Raw genomic sequence first — 23,727 nt, 5'->3', positions numbered from 1 at the left:
ACGGGATGAGTCAGTTTGATTACAGAGAAGCTTTAAAAAACATACCGCATAAGCCAGGGGTTTATCAGTACTGGAATGCTGAAAACGAACTGATCTACATCGGCAAGGCAAAGGACCTGCGCAACCGTGTTGGCTCTTATTTTAATAAAGATATTAACGTTAATGCCAAAACCAGGGTGCTGGTATCGCGCATACGTAACATCACCTTTACTATTGTTGATACCGAAATTGATGCCTGGCTGTTAGAGAACAGCCTGATAAAAAAGCACCAGCCGCGGTATAACGTAATGCTGAAGGATGATAAAACCTATCCCTGGATCATCATCAAGAACGAAAACTTTCCCCGCATTTTCTGGACTCGGCGCATAGTAAAGGATGGCTCCAAATATCTTGGTCCGTATGCATCGGTAAGCATGATGCATGCCATCCTGAGCCTGATAAAGGATACTTACCCGTTGCGCACCTGTAACCTGGCGCTCACCCGGCAAAACATTGATGCCGGTAAGTTTAAGGTATGTTTAGAGTACCAGTTGGGTAACTGCAAGGGCCCTTGCCAGAATTACCAGACCGAGGGCGATTACGATCATAACATTGAGGAAATAACCAATATCCTTAATGGGAAGATAGGTTCTGTTTTACGCACAATGAAAACAGAAATGGACGAGGCTATATCAGCCATGAACTATGAGCATGCGCATAGGCTTAAGCGGAAGTTTGACCTGCTGGAAAATTACCAGAGCAAATCAACAGTGGTTAACTCATCCATTACCGAAGTGGATGTTTTCAGTATTGCCAGCGAAGAGAAATACGCCTTTGTTAATTACCTTAAGGTGATGCACGGCACCATCATTCAAACGCAAACAATTGAACTAAAAAAACGCCTTGACGAAAGCGATGAGGAGTTACTTGAGTTGGCAATCAGCGAGTTCCGTACACGTTATAATAGTACATCAAAAGAAATAATAGTACCCTTTAACCTGGATATTGAAGACAGCACGCTTAAATTTACGGTGCCTAAACTCGGCGAAAAAAGAAAACTGCTTGACTTATCCCAAAAAAATGTGCAGTTTTTTAAGAAGGAGCGGATAGATCAATATGAGAAGTTAAACCCAGAAGTTAGAACCGAGCGCCTGTTAACGCAGATGATGAAGGACCTGCGCATGAACCATCTGCCGCGCCATATAGAGTGTTTTGATAATTCTAACTTTCAGGGTAAATACCCGGTATCGGCCATTGTAGTTTTTAGAGATGGCAAGCCATCAAAGAAAGACTACCGGCACTTTAACGTGAAAACTGTTGAAGGACCTAATGATTTTGCTACTATGGAAGAAGCGGTTTTACGCCGTTACCGCCGCGTTTTAGACGAAGATACCGGCCTGCCGCAACTGATAGTAATTGATGGGGGTAAGGGTCAGTTATCGTCAGCTGTAAAAAGCCTAAAGCTATTGGGCATTGACAAGCAGGTTACCGTAATTGGTATTGCCAAACGTTTAGAAGAATTGTACTACCCCGGCGACCAGTACCCGCTGTACCTGGATAAAAAATCAGAAACCCTGAAAGTAATACAGCAGCTCCGCGATGAGGCCCATCGTTTCGGTATAACCTTTCACCGCAAAAAACGCGATAAGGGTACCTTAGTTACGGAGCTGGAGCTGATAGAAGGAATAGGGAAAACCACCGCAGAAAAGCTCTTAAAGTACTTTAAATCTGTAAAGAAGATAAGAGAAGCTGATGAAACGCTGCTGTTAGAGGTAGTAAATACCAAACAGGCCAAAGCTATTTTAGGATACTTTAATGGGGGCGAGTAATAGCGATTTACTGTAATCTGAGGGCGATGCAAAGTGTTGCTAAACTGTTGCTTTTTTGTTGCTAAAGTGTTGCAAAAAACGCAGAAAAACAGCTAATTTTTTCTTTTTTCAATAAGCTTATAATCAACAAATTATAATTGATTTACAGCTAAATTCCCTGACGAATAAGTTATTGTAAATAAATTTGTCAACATTCTAATAATCAATTTCTTACACTTTTTTTTCCGCGGAATGCATATTTTTTGCAACACCTGCTATTTATGCCTTAATTTTTACCGAAGCGGTAAGCGGTGGCTATTGACCCCCATTGTTGGGCGAGCGCGGTGCTGCCACCCCCAACCTCGCGCGAGCGGATAAACGCGGTGTATGATGCCGACCATCTTTTCGACGCGAACTGTAAACCTACCTGTTGGGTAAACACCAGGTGAATAACCGGATAATGAACAGGTCCTTTATCTCTTATAAACATCCCGCCCTGTATGGTGGCATCGTATCCAATATAGCTTAACTGAGGTATGGCAAAAAGGTAAAGTTCCGTTTTTTGTTTGTCCCCGCCCAAACTCACCCTGCTATTGGTGCTTGCCGATTGATACAACTTGTCCAAACTGCCAATACGCACCTGCACGGCTGCTGTAGCATTGCTAAAAGTGTTACCCAGGCGCACAGATGGGGTAGCGGCTATATCCAGCCACGCATTACTATTACGATACAATAAGCGGGTGTAGTGCGCCTCCAGGTTAAGCCCTACCTCGTTATTTAACTGGTATTGCCAGCCTTCGGGGTCTTTTAGATCAAACGCGTGGTGAAAACTCTTCTGCACCTTTTCTGCCAGTGATGCCGGCCCAATGGTACCTACCAGAGCTGTGATTTTTAAAGCGCTCTCATCGTCATATAGCCAATTGAGTGCCGCGCCTGCATAAAGGTAGCCGGTATAGGGGCGATCCTGCAAAAACGGTTCGCGCGCCCAGGAGGCAAAGGGGCCGTATATTTGCTGCCCTACTTCCAGCTCCAGCGTTTTCTTAACCACGGTACTGCCAAAAAGGCCTGCGCAATCTTTACTGGTGTTTAATACGGTAGTAAAGTTGATAAACTGCCCGGCCAGGTAATAGCGGTCGTGATAGGGATTTATATACTGATCATTATCCAGTCTGTCGCCAATCTGGTTACGGTAGCTGCTTTGAGCGTTAGTGTGTTTTACAGTAAAAATGAATGCTATGTTAAGTAACAGAGCATAAAAGGCATGCTTCATTGTGATGCGGTTTCGATCGCGTTTAAAATAATAGGGAACGTAAAAGTATCTATTATTTTCGATTTTTTCTAATGCGCCGCTTAACAAGATCCTATTTCTCCTCATCTACCAACGCAAGGTAGTAATTGAGCTTTTGCAGGATAAGTTCAACGGGCAGATCGGCGTAGGGGTCAATCCGGATGGACTCATATTTGTCTTTGGGCTTAACATCAGCATTTATTTGCTGTTGTAGTTTCCTGTCCATGCAGAAACCGAGCATCAGTTTTTTTCCGTTGAGCCATAGGTAGCCCAGTTTTTTGTCTTTGTAGGTGAAGAAAGGAATCTGGTATTTACGTACGTGGCAAATGCCGGAGTTAGCTTGCAGAACGATATCCCTTAAAGCGAGCAGACAGCCTTGGTAAGGCTCGGGTTTTGAGAGGTAATACTCTTCAAGGGTTTTTAGCTGGGATGTCATTTAAGTGGCGAGTGTTATGGCAGATAAGTAATCGTTAATGCCTCGTTCTTTTAATATCTCCTTATACGCTATCACGGTATCGTTTGTCTTATTGAAATTTGTCAGTCGCGACACAATTTCTTCCGTACTTAGATGACGAAAATTATCTTTAAGCTGACTGATGCGTTCAATATTACGGCTGGTTTTGCTAATTTTCATTGTTACTTATAATTACAATTAATACCACTACCTCGAAGCTGGCTTTGTGCAGACTCAAGGCCACCGTTAAACCCCGTTACCGATACCGGCTATCCGTGTTTTTTTTACGACTCATTTTAAAATACTGCTGCTTACTTTATCAATTTAAGATCGGCGGTGGTACTAACATAAGAGGATGCATCTTCTACGGCTCCGCTTACATATTTAGGATAGTTAGGATAAGAACAAAGTAAATATCCCTTTACATTTTTATCCGTACCAATGCGGCCCTTATCATCAATAACCAGCGTTTTAGCCGGAGCTTGCTTTTTTTCTACCCATGATACCAGCTGATCAACGTTGTCGTCGCCATTTGGGCTTGCAATGGTTTTTGCTGTAACCGGTTTTCCTTCGCCATTAACTGAATAACCTTTGCCACTTAAACCATGCCCGCCATGAGGCACAACAAATAGTCTGGCAAATTCATCTACTTTATTTCTTCCCATTTTATCAATCATTGCCTGGTAATAGTCTAACTGTGCGCCATCAGAAGCAAGGTTATCCATCAGACCAATGGTGATGATCATTTTTCCGCCGCGTTTATAAAACGCAGATAGGTCAGGGTTGGTAGCATCCAACCAGGTCGAGATCTCTTTTCTGCGCTTAGTGTACTTGCCATCTTCTACATAATCAAGCGAATTAGCTTTAAGGTCCTGCATCAGCATGCCGGTAGCGCCTGCTATACCAAGATGGCTGAACATTGGCGCATTTTCAGCCGCACCTTCCTGCCCTTTAAAACGCGAGCCGGCAATCATGCCAAAATCTGCAGGTGAAGTATTTGGAAGCCACATACCGAAGGACTTAACGCCATTTGCCAAAGGTGTTTTCCAGGTGTAGGAGCTATACATAAATTCCAGCGTTTTTATTTGCCCATCTGTAAGCTTGGCACTTGCGGTTGCGTCTGCCGGGTTTGGATCTACGCCATTTGGCGCCCTTAATGCTTTCCATGGATCTTTAGGGCCAATGCCATCTTTTACATTAAAAATGGCGCGTGCAGTCACGTAATTATTTATCATGCCATCGGCAACACCGTCAAGCGCATCGCACTGTCTGATAAACTCTGCTGTAATAGCTTTTACTTTTGCAGGACTAACCCAATTGGCTACAGGTTTTTCCTGTATTCGCACCAGCACCGGAGCCAGCATAAGAGTTGAGTTATTAAGAATAGGAACGTTGGCTATAATGCCATCATAGTCTGCCGGGTAACGTTGTGCAACGGTCAACGCTTCGCGCCCGCCTTGTGATGTACCTACGTAATAATTGTAAGCAGGCTTTTTGCCATACACCCGTTCCATAATTACCAGGGCCGCGTCACGCGTTTTCTTCATTTGCATGTAGCCCAGGTTTTTTATGGCCTCGTCGTTAACTGCCCAGTCATCACCACCGGTTGGGCCCGTTGCCAAGGGTTTGGCCGGTCCCCCCATGCGTGTGGACTGATGGCCGCCATCGCTTCCATACAAAACAAAACCTTTACCAAAGGCAGCTCCCCTTGCGCTTACGCCAAGTGATCCGTTCATTCCGCCGCCGCCCTGCTGCATACCGCGTAACGACCAGCTTGCCGGCAATATTACCCTGAAATTGATGGGCCAGCCTTTAGGGTCTACCGGCGTAATAGAGCCTTCAACAATTCCATGTGCAGGCGTTGTTCCTGCTGCCTCAACCCAGCGCGGTTCATAGAGCACCACCGAACTAACGGGTTCGCCGATGGCTGAAGCAGGAATTGATCGCCCTGCCTTTTCAATATCAGCTTTGCTGATAATAATATTGCCTGTGCTTGCCTGGCCGAATACAGAACCGCTGATTAATAAAAAGAATATTACTTTAAGTATAATTATTGGTCTTGCCATGATCATGGTGGTTTCGGACGTACAAGGTACTAATGTGAAGGATATTTACAAAAGATTATTTTGTGGCTGATGTGGGTTCTTGAACGTAAAAAGGCCACTTCCTGACAGAAGTGACCTTTTGTTGCTGCGGTGCAATTTGGAATTGAACTATCTACCTATAAATTGTTCTGACGTTAAATAGCCGTTACGCAGAAAAGCGGCCAGGCCGATATTTAACTTTATAGAATATCCATATCCCGCGCTACGTAATAACTGGGTACCAAGGGCCTGAAGCCTGTTTTTGTTCTAAGTTTAGATATGTCCAAAATGCCTTCAAATGGGTCGGCTAAATGTGCTTCGTGGGCGTCAAATGTAGCAGCGGCCTGCCCCACAGAGTCAGCCAGTTCATATAACGTGATGGGTGCGTCATCTGCGATATTAAAGATCTCACCGCTAAGGTTATCAGCCTGTAATAATAAGATCAGCGCCTGGGCCACATCCAAATGATGAACCATATGCATCCGTGAGCCCGAATTACGGTTCATTTTCTTTAACAGGGGGATGATCTCTTCAATGTGCGGGTCTTTATCACCGTATACAAAACCTAAACGCAATACACTTATATTCAGGTCTTTTGTAAGCAATTCCTGCTCGGCAGCAATTTTGCTGGCCGAATAGGCTCGCGGGTCATTGCTGTTCAGCGGATCATCTTCTCTGGCGGGGTGTCCGTAACCCGAACTGTAAACATTACTTGTGCTGGTAAACACAAACCGTTTAACGCCGGCCGCAATGGCGGCATCGGCCAACGCAATTGTTCCGGTGTAATTTGTTTTTACAATACCTTCATTATCTGTAAAGGTGCGGAACAAGGCCGCGAGGTGAACTACCGCATCAACACCTTCAAGTGCCGGCGGTAAAGTCGTTTCATCAAATAAATCACCAATTATGATCTCGGCGCCGAGCGCGGCTAAGTTTGCCGCCTTCGCCGCATCGCGTACCAAAACCCGAACATCATAACCCTTTGTTAAAAGACGGGGGACAAATCTACTGCCTACCTTTCCGGTAGCGCCTGTAACTAATATTTTCATACCCCAAAGTTCGATTGAAAAACGGGGTAATGGTAACGACTATCAAACCAAAAAGTATGATTTTCAAACTATCTGAAAGACTTTGGCGTGGTACCGGTAATACGCTTAAAATAATTATTAAAATAGGTGCGGTATTCAAAGCCGAGCGCATAAGCTATATCGGCCACGCTCCAATCGGTATGTTGTAACAAGGCCTTGGCCTCGGCAACCACCCGCTCCGCAATATGCACGGAAGTAGGCTTGCCGGTCACTTCTTTTACCGAGCGGTTCAAATAGTTTACATGCACGGCGAGGCTCGCTGCAAAATCCTGTGCGTTTCTCAGTTTCAGCGGATCAGCGCTACGCTCAATAGGAAACTGCCTTTCTAAAAGATCCATGAACAAATGCGTGATCCGCGTGGCGGCATTGTGAAAAGTTACCACGTTTTGCGAAGGTTTTATCCGTTGCGCCTCATGCAGTACTAACTCTATACAATTCCTCACCAGGTCTCCCTTAAAAGGATAGTCACCATTATACACCGTCAGCATCTTTAAAAATACCTGGCGCATAAAATCCGCTTGTTCGCTGTTTAGCGAAATTACCGGGCAGTCGCCCGCTTGAAACAACGGAGAGCTTTTTAAAAGATCTGTCCGTTTAATAAACGCTTCTGTAAACAAACAGGCGTAGCCGCTTCTGCAACCGGTGCGGCGCACCCTATGTGGCACCCTGGGATTTACAAAAAACAGTACGGTGCCGTTGATCTCTATTACCTGCGCGCCAAAATGCACCGTCATATCGCCGGTAATCAAACCCATCTTATAAAAATCGCGGCGCCCCCCGGATACCGGCAGATCACTGCTATCTGTTGATACCGGCAGTTCGTGAACGCGAAAACCCTGTAGCCGCAGGTCCTGCATATTCACTCCCGGAATTTCAACTAATATGTTAACAGCCATCTGGTAAAATTAATAAAATCAAACCAGGAAGATAAATGCCAGGAGCCGAGAGGCTCCTTAATTTATCCCAGATATGTTTTTAATGTTCTTGAGCGTTTGCTGTCACGTAAACGTGCCAACGCCCGGTCTTTAATTTGTCTCACACGTTCGCGGGTAAGCTGATATTTTTCACCAATCTCTTCCAGCGTGTGTGCGTGCTTGTTTTTCAAGCCGAAAAATAATTCCAAAACGTCTCTTTCCTTTTCGCCAAGCATACGCATACTCTCCGTTATCTCAATACAGAGCGATTCGTTCATTATTTCCTTATCGGTTCCCGGCTCAGCGCTTTGTAATACATCCAGCAATGTGTTGTCTTCCTCGGTAGAGAAAGGCGAGTCATAAGACAAATGTTTGCCAGAATTAGCTAATGAATTACTGACCTTTTCAACGGTTGTTTCTAAATCATCTGCCAGCTCCTCCGGAGTGGCTTGCCGCTCGAAAACCTGTTCCAGTTTTGCAGCAGCCTTAGCAATCTTAGAAAGATCACCCACCTTGTTTAAGGGTAACCGTACCATACGCGACTGTTCGCCAATGGCTGACAGGATAGACTGGCGGATCCACCATACTGCGTAAGAGATAAATTTAAAGCCCTTGGTTTCGTCAAAGCGCTTTGCCGCTTTAACCAAGCCAAGATTGCCCTCATTGATCAAGTCTCCGAGGGTAAGCCCTGAACTTTGGTATTGTTTTGCAACAGAAACCACAAACCGCAAGTTTGCAGTTGTTAATCTTTCCAGGGCGGCCTGGTCGCCTTGTCTTATTTTTTGCGTCAAAATCACCTCTTCTTGCGCGGTGACCATTGGAATCTTTGCTATATCTGACAAATATTGATTCAACGACGCGCTCTCACGATTGGTGATCGACTCACTAATTTTAAGTTGCCTCATTTTTGAAATACTTTTTTTAAATGGATGCTAAAGATCTGGTGCCTTAAAAAGCGCGAAGAGCAGATATGATCGTTTAATAGATACAGCGGAGTTGCCGGTGCCCGCGAAGAAAGGAGTTGAAAATCTTTAACATGCAAAGATAACCATAGTATTCAATAATTGTGTTGATTGAGTGTCAAGATATTTTGGGTGAACCAACATTTATTGAAATTGCCAACGGGACAAAGGCATATTGCATTATCTGCAAACATGAATGTGCCAATTACTCTAAACGTTGTCTACGCTTAATTAGCTGAAGCATCTGGCAGGATGCTACAAAAAAAGGCTATCCCTATCAAGGTAGTCTCTTTTTTTGCGCCAATTGGATACACAACATATATTTGTGCTTATGCCATACAAAATCAACCCATTGGTGAAGCGCGTTATAGTCATTGCTATTTTAGCTGTGGTTATTTGGCTGCTTAATGTAGTCACCAATTACCCGGCTGTGGTTGAGCGGTATTACTCGCAGGGTTTTTATGTTGCAGTTTGCTGTGTGCTGCATCCTTTGTTGAATATCTTTCCGTTCAGCTTTGGGGATGTGCTTTACTCGGCCGTTATATTATATCTCATCTATTTTGTTGGCCGGCTGATCTACCTGTTGTTTAAAGGCAGGTTTAAGGTTATTGGCAGGGCACTGCTGGGTTTGATAATCGGCATACAGACGGCCTACATTGTATTCTATTTGTTTTGGGGGATGAACTACTTCCGCCCATCAGCGGCGGAGCGTTTGAATCTGCGCGATACGTCTTACACTACCGCCCAATTAGAAGCCGTTACCTGCGCAATTATTGATAGCGCCAACGTAACCCGCGCCCGTATAAAACACGGGGATACGCTGCAGAACAATAGCCAGATTTATAACACCGCCTTGCTGGCCATCAAAAAGCTATCTGCCGATTCAGTTAACTTTCGCACCTATTATCCAGGTGTTAAATCATCGTTGTTAACGCCCGTTATTAACTACATAGCTACCTCTGGTTACTATAATCCTTTCACTGGCGAGGCGCAGATCAATTATCAGATGCCGGTGTTTGCGCGCCCCGTTGTGGCTTGCCATGAACTATCGCACCAAACAGGTTTTGGCGCCGAGGATGAAGCGAATTTTGCCGGCTTTTTGGCAGGTGTCAACTCGCGCGACAGGCTGTTGCGCTACTCTGCCTATCAGTTGGCCCTGGCGGAGTGCATGCAATGCGTACGCCGCCGCGACACGCTGATCAGTAACGAGCTCAAAACCCATATCTCGCAGAAAGTGCGGGGCGACTTCATTGCCGAGCGCTACTACTGGCTATCATTTCGTGGCAAGGCGGGCGTGTTGAGTGGCATGTTTTATAACGACTTCTTAAAAGCCAATAACCAGCCCATGGGTATGGATACGTACAACCAAATGGTGCTGTTGCTTGTAAACTGGTATAAGCAAAAAGGCGTGTCTGTCCCACGTGTAGTGCGGGACAGGTGAGACGACATGGGACACTTTTTTAAGTAATCAATTGACAGTAAGGAATTTGAATTTTTGAGGTGGGACAAAGCGAGACTACTTATTCGTCAGGATTTTTAGCTGTGGAGTTTGTCTAATTGCTTGACTTTCAGCACAGCTGCCAAATTCAGAAATATTGTCCCATTTTTTGTTAAAAAACCGATGCGGACGCCGCCTTTACAAGGCAGACCAGGCAAATTCCGTATTGCATATCCTACGACTACATAGGTATATATACCTACAATAAGTAGCATTTAGCCTCATTGCGCGTCCGCGTTGCATAATTGATTTTTGTTGCACACAATTCCTGCATCATCAATTATCAATTATGAAAAAAAATTCAATACTACTATTTACTGCGCTCTTATTGGGTAGCTTAACCGCAAATGCGCAGTTCGGCGCCCTAAAAAGCCTAACCGGCGGCGGCAAGGCCGGCAAAAAAAGCGGCAGCTTTCAAACCGTTTGGGAGTCTGAGTTTGATAACAAGGCCAGCCGCATTGCGTTGTCTAACGCTGACGGCTCTATTATTATAGGCACCGATGATAACTCTGCCACGGTATTAAATTCCGAAGGTAAACAGGTTTGGAGCGGCGACTATAAAAAACTCACCACTAACAAAACCAATAACTCCGAGTTTCAGTACGTTATAAAAGGCGATAAAAGCGGCTATTTATTTCTGTTTGACGCACGCACAATTGGCGCCGACCGCGTTGCTGTATTAGACCTTACATCTGGCAAAGAGCTTTGGAATTCAGAAGCATACCAGGACCTGCTGGATAAAAAGGAAGCTGAAGCCGATATTGAAACCGTAAAATACATTAACGAACTGGATGCTTTTTTAATAGCACAACGCGGCGGCTTAAGTATGGTTGAAGCAAAAACTGGCAAGCAACTTTGGACTACTAAGACATTTAAGGGTAGCGTGGGCAAATACCTTTATGATAAAAAAACCAACCAGATATTGATGCTTAATTATAAGCCTACTTTTTGGTCGGCTTTATTTTCCGCTTTTAAAAATCAACTGGTTAAGATCAACGCCCTTAACGGCGAAATAATTTGGGATGCTGAGTTTAGGGGAACAATAGAAAAGAAACTGATAACCCGCGAGCCTTTGGTTGATTTGACAATTAAAGGTGATAAGCTGTTTTTATGGTTGGATGGTTTGCAGGCCTATGATCTTAATAGCGGCAAAAAGCTATGGGATGTGGCGTACGAGAATGATATTGACCAAGCCAAAAAAAGCGTGTTAGGCATAGGAGGCAGAGGTAGTAAAGGCGTTTATGGCACACTTGCGCCGCCTGTTTATACCAATGACGCTGTTTACCTGGCCATGTTTGCCAACGGCAATAAAACCAAGTTTATTGAAAAGCATGATCTGAATACCGGTAAACTGATTTGGGCATCAGAAAAAATAACCGGAGCATATTGTCTTCCGCATATATATGTTACCGGCGACAAGTTAATGATACAAGTTGGTGGCAAAGTAGAGGTACAGGAAATCAGTACCCACCGTGGCGCTAACGGCATGGTTACTAAGTATAAAATATCAAATGAATATATGAACCAGAAAAACGGCCTTTTAGCATTGAACGCAGGCACGGGGCAATCTTTATGGCGATCAGATAAATTTGATAAACGCATAACAGACATGGTGATACACCAGGACAAAACTGTGTTTGCCGGTGATGGCGACGAGTTCTTTTCTTACGATATAGCAACCGGTAACCAAAAGTTTGTAGTAAAACACAACGATGCCAAAGTGGGTAAAGCTACAGACGTAATTGATTTTGGAGATGACGTAGTTGTGATATCAGAAAAAGGTCTGGCCAGTTACAAAAAAGCAGACGGAACCCGTAACTATGCCACATCCAAGCTTGCGGAAATTACCAATTTTTACCTGGTAGGCGACAACTACTTCCTACAGAGCCAAAACGACTCAAAGAATATAATTTATGGTATAGACATGACTACCGGGAACATAAAAGGGTCTGTAGCCTCCAAGGGCGATGGCGGTAGCCCTAAATATGGCAATGGCATTGATATAACCGATGATGGAGAATACATATTTGCTTTTAACGGTAAAAAAGTGGAGAAAATAAAGGTGAATAATTAGATATGTGTGTAGCTTTTTAGGGGGAATTAAGTTACGCATTGGCCGGGAGATTTTTTCTCTCGGCCTTTTTTGCTGTTAGCGCATCGAGTAATGCCAATTTATTTCGTCGTCCCAAGGACAGGAACGCGTACTCAGCATATGGATTGCTGAAACAAGTTCAGCATGACAGTTTTTGTTGTAGGTACATATACCTATCAGATTGCGAAACCATCCTCATTGACCGTAAATCAGTTTAAATGGACTTTTGATCAAAACAAATCTCTATGAAAACAGCCTTATTTAAAACATTAAAACCGCTATTTCTTGCGGTATTGATGGTTTCTTTTTTTACTGCCTGCAAAAAAGAAAATGTGATCAATCCGCCTGCTACCGAAACACCGCAGGTAACCAGTATTCAACCTAAGAACCCACAACCGGGAGACGTGGTAACCATTACCGGCAGTGGCTTTGGCGCTACCGCTAATGATGTTAAAGTAACCATAGGCACCAAAACCTTAACGTTATCATCTGTTACTGCTACAGAAATTAAATTCGCAATACCGGCAGACCTAACATCGGGCGACCTTGCAGTTGTTATTAAAGATGTTAAGGCGGCTATAAAAGACCCTGCCGGCGTGGCCATAACTGTTACGCCAAAAACCGGTACCACCCCAACCTTTACGGCAATGGCCCCAACCAGTGGCAAAAGCGGCGATGTGGTGACGTTGACAGGCACCAACTTTAGCACCCTGGCCAGCGACAATAAAGTGTTTTTTACCACCAATACCGGTGGCACTGTCGTGTTAGGAACCATAAAAACCGTTACAGCAACGCAAATTACAGTTGAAGTACCTGCCAGCGCCATTACCGGGGGGATATTAATAGATGTTAAAGGCGCTAATGCAATACCTGCAACAGGCTTTAGTACCACATTTACTGTAAACACCACAACAGGCTCCGGCAGCAGCAGTGTACCCTACATCAATAGCATATCCGGCAAGCTTAACTTTGGTAAAATAGCTTCGTCTGCAAACGAAATAGGAGAGATGTATTATGATAAAGTTAAAAACTATATCTACTACAGCGATTACACCCTGCTTACCCAAACCGGCGACAAAGTTTACAAGCAAGACCCTACGGGCAATAACCCGGCTGTTGTTTTAACCAATGATGCTCGCGTTAATAAAATAGTTAAGTTAACTACTGATGCTGAAGGCAATGTTTACGCGCTTAAATACGAAGAAGGCCCCAGCTACTATTCCATTTATAAAATAACTCCCGACGGCAGCACTGTAACCGAGATAAAGAAGAGATTTGAGATGAATGCCAATACATCAGGTAATTATTTCTTTTTTATTAACGCAGCTAACGAGATCTGCCTACGCCCTGACTATAAGGTAAAACAAAACGGCGACTTGGTTAGCTCGGGCAAGATTGCTTTATACGGACTAAATCAGGCAGCCGGTGGCGCGTTTCTGAACACCGGAAGCGCATACCTTGCACAAGGCACCAATAATACTACTGATGCCAACCAGACCAAGTTTATAAAGTGGAATTTGAATGACGGCAGCGTTGCCGACGCAAGTTTTACTTTAAAAGATTTATTTAACACAGACGACCCTACGCTTTTTAGTAAAGACCAGAGAATATCTAAGTTAAAATTTGCTGTGGATGATAGTGATAACTTTTACGCCCTGATGGATCACTCTTACATAAGCGGACAAATTACCAGTACCTGGATAATACGTAAAGCCAAAAACGGCACCGCCGGATCAACATTGCTGGGCACGTTTTCCATCAAATTCCCGAGCCTTGATCTGACAGACTACACAGGTGCTGTAATATTTGTATCAGACGCGCGTGGCAACCTTTACATAAAAGCTAATCAGAAAGATATAATCAGAATTACACAATAAACAACATATAACCATGAAAAAAGCAATTTTAAGTATTTTAACAATGGCGGTATTATTTACCACCGCCTGCAAAAAGGATGACAACAACGGCGGTACCGCAACAGGCGGAGCGGCAACAGTTACAGCGGGTAATTACGGGTTTGATGGCTCCGCAAGTTTGGGTAAATTTTCATCAACCAAAGCGGGCATTACACAAACAACTGTAGCCGGTATTACCTCTTTTAGCGTTTCGGCTATTAAAGATGGGAGCAACGAATCTATTACTATTGTGCTGCTAAAAAGCGCAGCTGTAGGTAAGGTGCAATTAGGGCCATCATTAAGCAACGGTGGCATAATTATCAGTAAAGATTATACCAAGGCAGGCGATGGCGCAGTAAATTACTCTACTGATAACAGCGGCACTATGGCAGGCGGAGGCGAAGTAAATTTTACCAAAGTTGATGGAAAAACGGTAGAAGGTACCTTTTATGCTGTAGCGTATAACAATGCACGTAAAGAAGCCTTTATTGAACAAGGAAGTTTTAAGGGAACAATTCAATAATAAATGTACAATCATGGCCATTGCCTTACAGGGCAACTGGCCATGATTGTTTTACTTTTAACGGGAAGCTTTATAGTGTTCTTTTAATTATGTTTGTTTGCTAGCCGATCTTTATCGTTTGATATCTTAATGAAACATATTTTTATCTCCTTATTGCTTTTAGGTTGCTGTAGGTTTACCTACGGCCAGGCCGATAGCCTTAAAGCCCAACTAAAACAACAGCCCGATAACCTTAAGCTTAAGTATCAATTAGGATTGGCCAGTCTGAAAAATGGAGATACTGATAGCGCAAGGATATGGTTTAACGATGTTATAGATAACGCTGCAAAAAAAGGCGACGCTGCAAATTACATTTTAGCTAAGATACAGGTGGGTAGGTTATTGGCAGACAAAGGCCAAAATGTACAGGCCTTTAAAATTTACCAGGAAGCGTTAAGCAAGGCCGAAAGCATGCACAATAAATTAGAGATAGCCCACATATATAAAAATATAGGAGCGCTTTATGTTAGCTGGAAAAAATTTGAGGATGCTTTAAATTACTACCAAAAAGCAGAGCTAATTGCCGTTGAGATAGGGGATGAGGAATTAATGGCCGATTGCCAGAACAACAAGGGCACGGTATACGAACAAACAATCAGTTATGACAAAGCCATAAAAGCATACAAAAATGCATTAGCTGTTTACTCTGCAAAAAACATCAAGCCTAAAATTTCAATGGCGCTTAGTAACATTGCCATAGTTTACAAATACCAGAAAAATTATCCCGCATCACTTGAGTACAACAGGAAAGCACTCGCGTTATCCATTAAAACCAGCGACAACTGGATGACAAGTGCTACTTACAATAACATAGGCAATTTATATGGCGAAATGGGCAACTATAAAATGGCTATTTTTTATTGCGAAAAAGCATTGGCCATAGCCAATAGAATAGGCGCTATAGAAATTGTTGAATGTACTTATGATAGTATGAGCGAGGCCGCAGCTAAGGTTGGCGATTATAAAAACGCTTATAAGTATCACAAAGATTTTTCTGAGGCCAATAGTAAATTTATCAATTTAGAAAGCGCTAACAGGCTGTCAGAACTGAACGTAAAATATGAGACCGCGCGTAAACAGAAACTGATACAAGAGCAGCAGTTTGAAATTAGCAAACGCAATTATTGGCTCTATGGGGCGCTTATATTATTGGTTTTAATATCAGTTGTAGCTTATCTTATTATACGTAATAACAGCTACAAACAAGACAAACGCATACAGGCGGAAATACGCAAGCAACAGGAAATTGAAACGCGGTCGTTATTTGAGGGTGAGCAAAAGGAAAGGATAAGAATTGCTCGTGATCTGCATGATAGCATTGGGCAGTTACTATCCGTAGTTAAAATGAATTTATCTAACCTTGGTCCACAATATAAGCAGGATGCCAATATAGATAATACGGTGTTATTGGTTGATAAAACCATTACAGAAGTACGCCATATATCACACAACCTAATCCCCGAAGAATTGAACTTTGGCCTGTTCGCAGCCTTGGAAGATATGGCTGATAAGATCAACCAGGCCGGTAACACAACGGTTGTTTTAGATATACCGGACGAAGCACGAGATCATCAATTTGAAAAATCAAACGAATTATCCATATACCGCATAGTGCAGGAAGCCTTAAGCAACATTGTAAAGCATGCACAGGCTACCACCATTGATCTGGCTGTTTTGCCGCAGGCAACCGGAATGACGATCAGTATTAAAGACGATGGCCGCGGGTTTGACACGGGGAAGATAAAAACCTCAAAAGGAATTGGATGGAAAAATATAGCTGCGCGTGTAAATATGCTTGATGGCAGCTTACAGGTAAGGTCAGAAAAATTAACAGGAACTCAAATAGAAATAACCATCCCCGGATGATAGCCCAAAAAATTAACATCCTTATTGCCGATGACCACCAGATGGTGATAGATGGACTTAAGAGCCTGCTATCGGCAGAGGAGGCCTACAATGTGGCGTCCGAAGCTAATAATGGCCAGGTGGCCTATGAAATGATTGCCGCTGACCCGGATAATTTTCAGCTGTTACTTACCGACATAAGCATGCCTTTGCTAACCGGTACACAGTTGTGCCGTATGGTGAAGGATAAATATCCGCATATACAGGTACTTATTTTAAGCATGTACAATAATGCGCCCGCCGTAAAAGAGGCCGTAATGGCCGAAGCGGATGGTTATATTCTGAAAAACGCCGGCCGTACAGAACTTTTGCAGGCCATGCATAGAATAACAGAAGGGGGCACTTACTTTTCGCAGGATATTGTGCCCATTATATACGGGCAGTATCATAAACAAAAAATACAGGACGAGCAGTTGAGTCAGCTTTCGGCACGTGAGCGGGAAGTTTTGGGTTTGATAGTTAAAGAATTAACGAGCGAAGAAATTGGCGAGAAACTTTTCATTAGCAAAAAAACCGTTGATAACCACCGGCAAAATTTGTTGGAGAAAACCGGATGTAAAAGCACCGTTGGCCTTGTTAAGTTCGCTATTAAAAACGGGTTAGAGTAGTTTTAAAACTTATCATGTGGAGACACACGCTTTAAAACGTACGACAGCAGGGCGCCAAAAAACACATATCCCACAAATATAAAATAGCCGGGTTGCAGGGATGTGCCGTTATCAGTAACCATGTTTAGCGATGGAGTATGAATATTGAGGGTGGTTAGCTGGCTTTTTATTATACCGTTCAGGCCAATATAGGTCATTAAAACACCTACTATCATAACGTCGGCCATGTCCCATTTACCCAGCTCAAAAGTTAAATAGCGCACCACCGGGTGGCGTGCTATTTTTTTGGTACTTAGTACATAAATACCTTTCGCTATTAATCTTAAAAGGGGCAATACCAACACAAACAGCATAATTAGCGCGCCTACTACAATAGTATCTGGCTTACGTTGACTCATTAGCGTACTAACTATACCAACAATACTTTTGCTTTGGTAAAATAATACTTGGTTCTGAAAAGTCATTTTCTCGCCCAACAGCATTAGATCCATAGATTGTATGCGCGCGTCAACCTCAATAACGGGTAGTAAACTGCCAACAGCCAGCAGCACGAACGCAAACAGCAGTGAAAATACAAAAAGCGGCGTTTGCAGTTCAACATGCCTGCGCATAGATATCCACAGCAAAAGCGCCGCAACTACGCAACCTAACATGATAGCAACGTATTTAATAAGTTCTTCTGTAAGGGAGGCCACGCGTGCTTTTATAGCATTGTTAAAGCTTTCCGGATCTGAAACCTTATATTTTTTATAAACATATTGGGTAACCGCATAATTGGCCACCCGTGTGCTATCGTACGTTTGGGTTATTAACTGCTTAAACTTGCTGCCTGCAATATCTTTTAGGCGCTCTTCGCTCCGTCGACTGCTCACTTTGGCAACAATGGTGTTGGCAAATGGCTTAACCTGGGCCTGTATTTCGGCAGAGTCTACCAGGATGTTAAATGCCAGTTTCTTTAACTTACCACCAATACTTTTTTGCGGCTTTTTTATTTCTCTTATGGTTTTGGCTAACAAGCCGTGCATTTCGGCTTCTATACCTTTGCGCATGTCTCCCCGTAGTTTGGGCGTGATGTGATAGGCATCAATTTTACCATCAATCAGGTTGGCAATTCTATCGCTCCATTCATCAATTGAAAAAATCCCGAAGGTAACACTGTTAGCCAAGCTATAATCCTCCTTAACCTGTACACGCTCCGCCGATATTGATTGTAATTTATAGCCACAGTAAACTGCCCCTGACAGTAATATACTTAAACCAGCAAGCAGTACAATATTTAAGGCGGTATATTTCAGTTTAACTGGCATCGTTTGGGGTAATATATTTCAGTATGGTTGACAGGATCAATCCATACAGCACAAAACTTATAAATATGATGTACCCGGGCTGTAGCGCGGTATTATTGGTAGTGATAATGGTAAGGTCCTGGCTTTTTATGTTGAGAAAAGCAAGCTGACTTTCCAATAATCCGTTTAGTCCGATGTAGGTCATCAGCACCGCTATTACAATAACATCGGCCATACTCCATTTGCCCGATTGAAAAGCGAAGTATTTAATGATCTTGTTCTCGGCAATTTTGCGCCGGCTTAACAGGTGTATCCCGGTTGATGATAATTTTAATACCGGGAAGAGAATACTGAAGCATAATATCAAGATACCAACAGCAATAGCATCAACAGCGGGCTGCTCTATCAGCACCTTTACCACGCCTAATATGCTTTTACTTTCATAAAATAATACCTGGTCCTTAAAGTCAACGTGTTCGCCTAATAGCACAAAATCGAATTTTTTAATGCGGCAATCCACCTCTATCATAGAGGCGCTTAAGCCAACCCATAAAAGTATAAACGCAAAAAGCAGCGACAGGATAAATAGCGCCCCATGCAGATCAGTACGGCTACGGAAAAACCACCAGCAGCAAAGCACAATTATAATGCAGCCCAGCATGCCAAAGCAATACCTGTACATTTCTGTATTGATATTTTTTAGCTGACTGTCTAATTTATTATTTAGCGTGAGGGGGGAGTTTACATCATACTTTTTATACATGCGTTTAAAAAGTACGTCCTGCGCGCGTAGGGTGCTGTCTATCGTATCGCTTCGCAGCACGTCGGCAAATTCTCTCATTGCCATTTCGCTCAGTTTAGCTTTTTGGTTGGGGTTGTCTGCTTTGGCAATAATAGAGCGGGCAATTTTAGGTACCTGGGCACGCACCTTTTCTGTCTTTACAAAGGTCTTTACAACCAGCTTTCTTATTTTACCCATCAGGCTTTTAGGCTTTTTTTCAACCATGCCCTCTGCCTTGGCAATTAATGCGTACAAAACCTCTTCAACCTCGGTTTGCATTAAATTTTTTTGGCGCTTATCAAACTTGAAATTACGTACCTGTTTGTTTACAATACGGGCTATGTCATCCCGCCACTGATCTACAGAGAGCAGGCCGTAATTAATACTGTTAACCTCAGAGTAGTCGGCTTTGATAATTTCCTGTTGCGCCGACAGCGTACGCAGGCGGTACCCGAAATAAGCTTCGGCAGCGAGCAATAAAACAAGGCCGACGATAAGAATTAATTTATCAATCGAAAAAAAGCCGTTTTTAGATGTTGCGGTCAAGGTTTAAAGATCAAAGACAATTGTGAAGCGGCAGTTAGTACGCCTTAAAAAAGTAGCCATGGTTAGGCAGCAAGTTTTTCGCCTTGCATTTGTTTAGCACGAAACGCTTTCAAGTCTTTTTTTAACAAAGCTTTTAATTCAATATCTAAAGCTTTAAGCAGAATGTCGGTTTGAGTAACAGTTACTTTTTTCATGATTAGATGGTTTTATAATAGTTGTTGAAACAAATGTAAATATCGTGCCATGGGTTTCTTATGCTGATAAGATGTGTATGATATTAAAAAGTGTAGTTTTTAGTAGACGATTATTTATATAGCAATGGGTTTTAAAACCATCGCTCTGAGGATAACCTATAGCTTTTCCCTATCACATATAGAATTAATTGATTTTGTTTTAACTATCAACAAGCCTACCTTTATAAAGAGGCACGCTTGTGCTGTTACATTCCGATCAAACCTGATAAACTTATTTTATGGAAAACGAATCAAACGACATCAGTAAATGCCCTTTTCATAATGGCAGCATGAAACAAAATGTTGCCGGTGGCGGCACTAAAAATCACGACTGGTGGCCAAAGCATTTAAAAGTTAGCATCCTGCGCCAGCATTCGGCATTATCAGACCCAATGGGCGAAGGTTTTAACTATGCCGATGCTTTTAACAGCCTTGATCTGGAGGCTGTAAAGAAAGATCTGCACGCTTTAATGACAGACTCGCAAGAATGGTGGCCGGCAGATTTTGGCCACTACGGCGGTTTATTTATACGTATGGCCTGGCACAGCGCGGGTACCTATAGGGTATTTGATGGCAGGGGTGGAGCGGGCGCAGGGCAGCAGCGTTTTGCTCCGCTGAACAGTTGGCCCGATAATGTGAGTTTGGATAAGGCGAGGAGGCTGCTTTGGCCCATTAAACAAAAGTATGGTCGCAATATATCATGGGCAGATCTGATGATACTAACCGGCAATATTGCGCTTGAGTCGATGGGTTTTAAAACCTTTGGATTTGCAGGCGGCCGTGCCGACGTTTGGGAGCCCGATCAGGATGTGTACTGGGGTGCAGAAACTGTGTGGCTGGGTGGCGATAAGCGCTATGCCCATGGCTCTGAAGGGGTAGCTAAACATGCTGTGCTATCATCAGATGATGATGCCGACGGCGATATTCACTCGCGCAATTTAGAGAAACCTTTGGCAGCTGTACAAATGGGTTTAATCTATGTTAACCCCGAAGGCCCGGACGGTAATCCCGACCCGGTTATGGCGGCTAAAGATATTCGCGATACATTTGGCCGCATGGCTATGGATGATGAGGAAACCGTTGCATTAATAGCTGGCGGACACACATTCGGTAAAACCCACGGTGCGGCGCCATCTGACAATGTTGGTAAAGAACCCGAAGCGGCTGATCTGGCCATGCAGGGGTTTGGTTGGCATAACAAATATGGCAGTGGTGCAGGTGCCGATGCCATTACCAGCGGTTTAGAGGTAACCTGGACAAAAACGCCAACAAAATGGAGCAATAACTTTTTTGAGAACCTTTTGGGTTTTGAGTGGCAGTTAAGCAAAAGCCCGGCTGGTGCGCACCAATGGGTAGCTAAAAATGCAGAAGCTATTATTCCTGATGCTTTTGATAGCTCGAAAAAGCGTTTGCCTACCATGTTAACTACCGACCTTGCCTTACGCTTTGACCCTGCTTATGAGAAAATATCACGCAGGTTTTTAGAAAACCCTGATCAGTTTGCGGATGCTTTTGCGCGGGCATGGTTTAAACTAACCCATCGTGATATGGGCCCGAAAGAGCGTTACCTTGGTCCGGATGTGCCACAGGAAGAGCTGCTTTGGCAAGATCCTATCCCGGCGGTAGATCACGAATTGGTAAGCGATGCTGACATAGCATCACTTAAAGCGAAAATATTAGCTTCTGGATTAAGCGTTGCCGAACTGGTACAAACAGCCTGGGCCTCGGCATCAACGTTCCGTGGGTCTGATAAGCGCGGTGGCGCTAACGGTGCCCGCATCCGTTTGGCTCCGCAAAGATACTGGCAAGTAAACAACCCTATGCAGCTGCAAAAAGTGTTGGATGTGCTGGAGCAGGTACAGCAGGATTTTAACGCGACTGGTAAGAAAGTTTCATTGGCAGATCTGATCGTATTAGGTGGTTGTGCAGCTGTAGAAAAAGCCGCTGCGGATGCCGGGAAGAACGTTACGGTTCCATTTACGCCGGGCCGTATGGATGCCTCGCAGGAAAAAACGGATGTAGAATCATTTGGATACCTGGAGCCTCTTGCTGATGGTTTCCGTAACTATCGCAAATCAAGATCATCTGTATCAACAGAAGAATTGCTGATAGATAGAGCGCATTTACTTACCCTAACCGCGCCTGAGTTAACTGTGCTGATTGGCGGCTTACGTGTGCTGGGTAACAACTATGATGGTTCAACGCATGGTGTATTTACAGATCGCCCGGGCCAATTAACCAACGACTTTTTTGTGAACCTGTTGGATATGGGTACCGCCTGGAAAGCAGCATCGCAAGATAGGGAAATTTACGAGGGCAGCGACCGCGCTACCGGTGCAGTAAAATGGACCGGCACCCGTGCCGACCTTGTATTTGGATCAAACTCTGAACTACGTGCCGTTGCCGAAGTTTATGGTAGCGCAGATGCGAACGATAAATTTGTAAATGATTTTGTTGCGGCCTGGAGTAAAGTGATGAATTTGGATAGGTTTGATGTGAAAGAAGTCAGCAAATAGTCCAAAGCGTCATGCCGGATTTATTTCAGCATCCCACGGGATAGGTAACCGGCAAGGTATTGTTCTCAACCTGTCTGTGGCGTGCTGAAACAAGTTCAGCATGACAGTCTTTTTTGAAATAAATCAGCACCCCGCCCAAAGCGTCATGCCGAACTTGTTTCGGCATCCCACAGGCTAAGTAACCGGCAATGCATTATTCGTAACCTGTCCGTGGGGTGCTGAAACAAGTTCAGCATGACAGTCTTTTTTGAAATAAATCAGCAACCTGTCCAAAGCGTCATGCTGAACTTGTTTCGACATCCCACGGGCTAAGTAACCGGCAAGGTATGTTCGCAAACTGTCTGTGGGGTGCTGAAACAAGTTCAGCATGACAATTTTTTTGAAATAAATCAGCAACCCGTCTAAAGCGTCATCCCGAAACAAGTTCAGCATGACAGTCTTTTCGAAATAAATCAGCAACCCGTCCAAAGCGTCATGCCGAATTTCGGCATCCCACGCGATAAGTAACCGGCAAGGTATGTTCCCAACCTGTCTGGGGGGTGCTGAAACAAGTTCAGCATGACAGTCTTTTATAAAGATTATTATCCCAACTTCTCCCTCAACCGCTCCTTCACACCACCAAACCATTCATCCTTTAAAATACTTAAAATTATGGAGTCGCGGCGGCCGCCATCATGCAACACCATGTGGCTGCGGATAATGCCTTCTACCGTACAGCCAATGCTTTTCATTGCAGCGATGCTTAGCGCATTGCGTGCATCAGCACGAAACTCCACGCGCTCGGCGTTCATCGTTTCAAACGCAAACTGCAGGAGCAAAAATTTGCAATGCTTATTCATGCCCGTACCACGGAAATCTTTTCCATACCAGGTATAGCCTAATTGTACAGTACCATTTACAGGTTGTATATCATAAAAACGTGTGCTGCCGGCATAGCTTCCAACGCGTTTATCAAATACTATAAACGGATATTCAGTTTTCGCCTCTCTCAAAGTGAGGGCCTCTTTGAGATACAACTTTAAATTTTCTTCACCTTCGGCAGACTTTGCAGAATAGCGCCAATTATCGGGCTCGTATAATGAAAAAGGCAGAAGATTTTCAAGATCGTCAGCAAGCAATGGTCGCAACAAAACCCGTTCGTCCTCCAGTATATATTCCTCTTTAGCGTTAAAATTGAGTGCCATAAATTTTTTATGAATGATCTTAAAATATTATTGCCTGATGATCG

Annotated in this window: 19 protein-coding genes; 8 read left to right on the top strand and 11 right to left on the bottom strand. The window is 43.7% G+C overall.

Annotated features, from left to right (window positions below):
• Positions 1–5: 5 nt before the first annotated feature.
• On the top strand, positions 6–1,808 hold the full coding sequence (gene uvrC, locus ACVW2L_RS12015; RefSeq protein WP_457128213.1) for an excinuclease ABC subunit UvrC: 1,803 nt from the start codon (positions 6–8) through the stop codon (positions 1,806–1,808).
• A gap of 265 nt (positions 1,809–2,073) precedes the next feature.
• On the opposite strand, the gene ACVW2L_RS12010 is transcribed toward uvrC, so the two are convergent.
• The 7 genes from ACVW2L_RS12010 to ACVW2L_RS11980 all read right to left on the bottom strand — a co-directional run bounded on the left by ACVW2L_RS12010 (position 2,074) and on the right by ACVW2L_RS11980 (position 8,520).
• On the bottom strand, positions 2,074–3,057 hold the full coding sequence (locus tag ACVW2L_RS12010) for a lipid A deacylase LpxR family protein (RefSeq protein WP_457128212.1): 984 nt from the start codon (positions 3,055–3,057) through the stop codon (positions 2,074–2,076).
• 91 nt (positions 3,058–3,148) lie between these two features.
• On the bottom strand, positions 3,149–3,511 hold the full coding sequence (locus tag ACVW2L_RS12005; protein WP_457128211.1) for a DUF1801 domain-containing protein: 363 nt from the start codon (positions 3,509–3,511) through the stop codon (positions 3,149–3,151).
• Positions 3,512–3,709 (bottom strand): hypothetical protein, encoded by a 198-nt coding sequence (locus ACVW2L_RS12000; RefSeq protein WP_457128210.1) that lies wholly within the window; start codon positions 3,707–3,709, stop codon positions 3,512–3,514.
• A gap of 131 nt (positions 3,710–3,840) precedes the next feature.
• On the bottom strand, positions 3,841–5,595 hold the full coding sequence (locus ACVW2L_RS11995) for a tannase/feruloyl esterase family alpha/beta hydrolase (RefSeq protein WP_457128209.1): 1,755 nt from the start codon (positions 5,593–5,595) through the stop codon (positions 3,841–3,843).
• 218 nt (positions 5,596–5,813) lie between these two features.
• On the bottom strand, positions 5,814–6,662 hold the full coding sequence (locus ACVW2L_RS11990; protein WP_457128208.1) for an NAD-dependent epimerase/dehydratase family protein: 849 nt from the start codon (positions 6,660–6,662) through the stop codon (positions 5,814–5,816).
• A gap of 68 nt (positions 6,663–6,730) precedes the next feature.
• Positions 6,731–7,597: a helix-turn-helix domain-containing protein gene (locus ACVW2L_RS11985; RefSeq protein WP_457128207.1), complete on the bottom strand. Its 867-nt coding sequence runs from the start codon at positions 7,595–7,597 to the stop codon at positions 6,731–6,733.
• Positions 7,598–7,659: 62 nt separating this feature from the next.
• Positions 7,660–8,520, bottom strand: a complete 861-nt coding sequence (locus ACVW2L_RS11980) for a sigma-70 family RNA polymerase sigma factor (protein ID WP_457128206.1) — start codon at positions 8,518–8,520, stop codon at positions 7,660–7,662.
• 388 nt (positions 8,521–8,908) lie between these two features.
• On the opposite strand from ACVW2L_RS11980, the gene ACVW2L_RS11975 reads away from it, so the two are divergent.
• The 6 genes from ACVW2L_RS11975 (at position 8,909) to ACVW2L_RS11950 (ending at position 17,137) form a co-directional block, all read left to right on the top strand.
• Positions 8,909–10,018 carry a DUF3810 domain-containing protein gene (locus tag ACVW2L_RS11975; RefSeq protein ID WP_457128205.1) on the top strand — a complete coding sequence of 370 codons (1,110 nt, stop codon included), beginning with the start codon at positions 8,909–8,911 and terminating at the stop codon, positions 10,016–10,018.
• A gap of 346 nt (positions 10,019–10,364) precedes the next feature.
• Positions 10,365–12,149, top strand: a complete 1,785-nt coding sequence (locus tag ACVW2L_RS11970; protein WP_457128204.1) for an outer membrane protein assembly factor BamB family protein — start codon at positions 10,365–10,367, stop codon at positions 12,147–12,149.
• 263 nt (positions 12,150–12,412) lie between these two features.
• A complete protein-coding gene (locus ACVW2L_RS11965; protein ID WP_457128203.1) occupies positions 12,413–14,044 on the top strand; it encodes an IPT/TIG domain-containing protein in 1,632 nt (543 codons plus the stop codon).
• 13 nt (positions 14,045–14,057) lie between these two features.
• Positions 14,058–14,585, top strand: a complete 528-nt coding sequence (locus tag ACVW2L_RS11960; protein ID WP_457128202.1) for a hypothetical protein — start codon at positions 14,058–14,060, stop codon at positions 14,583–14,585.
• A 129-nt stretch (positions 14,586–14,714) separates the two neighbouring features.
• Entirely contained in the window at positions 14,715–16,490 is a 1,776-nt protein-coding gene (locus ACVW2L_RS11955) for an ATP-binding protein (protein WP_457128201.1), read from the top strand.
• Entirely contained in the window at positions 16,487–17,137 is a 651-nt protein-coding gene (locus tag ACVW2L_RS11950; protein ID WP_457128200.1) for a response regulator transcription factor, read from the top strand. The genes ACVW2L_RS11955 and ACVW2L_RS11950 overlap by 4 nt, the downstream gene beginning before the upstream one ends.
• A 2-nt stretch (positions 17,138–17,139) precedes the next feature.
• On the opposite strand, the gene ACVW2L_RS11945 is transcribed toward ACVW2L_RS11950, so the two are convergent.
• From ACVW2L_RS11945 to ACVW2L_RS11935, 3 genes are all read right to left on the bottom strand, one after another.
• On the bottom strand, positions 17,140–18,444 hold the full coding sequence (locus ACVW2L_RS11945) for a paraquat-inducible protein A (RefSeq protein ID WP_457128199.1): 1,305 nt from the start codon (positions 18,442–18,444) through the stop codon (positions 17,140–17,142).
• On the bottom strand, positions 18,434–19,750 hold the full coding sequence (locus ACVW2L_RS11940; RefSeq protein WP_457128198.1) for a paraquat-inducible protein A: 1,317 nt from the start codon (positions 19,748–19,750) through the stop codon (positions 18,434–18,436). Before ACVW2L_RS11940 ends, ACVW2L_RS11945 begins: the two co-directional genes overlap by 11 nt.
• 62 nt (positions 19,751–19,812) lie before the next feature.
• A complete protein-coding gene (locus ACVW2L_RS11935; RefSeq protein WP_457128197.1) occupies positions 19,813–19,944 on the bottom strand; it encodes a hypothetical protein in 132 nt (43 codons plus the stop codon).
• A gap of 278 nt (positions 19,945–20,222) precedes the next feature.
• Between ACVW2L_RS11935 and katG the strand changes: the two genes are divergently transcribed.
• Positions 20,223–22,499: a catalase/peroxidase HPI gene (gene katG, locus ACVW2L_RS11930; protein WP_457128196.1), complete on the top strand. Its 2,277-nt coding sequence runs from the start codon at positions 20,223–20,225 to the stop codon at positions 22,497–22,499.
• 581 nt (positions 22,500–23,080) lie between these two features.
• Here katG and ACVW2L_RS11925 read toward each other — a convergent pair.
• Positions 23,081–23,683, bottom strand: a complete 603-nt coding sequence (locus ACVW2L_RS11925; RefSeq protein WP_457128195.1) for a GNAT family N-acetyltransferase — start codon at positions 23,681–23,683, stop codon at positions 23,081–23,083.
• Positions 23,684–23,727 lie beyond the last annotated feature (44 nt).

Source organism: Mucilaginibacter sp. HD30 (assembly GCF_054061755.1).
The sequence above is the reverse complement of the archived record's forward strand: the minus strand, read 5'-3'. Positions and strand labels throughout refer to the sequence as shown.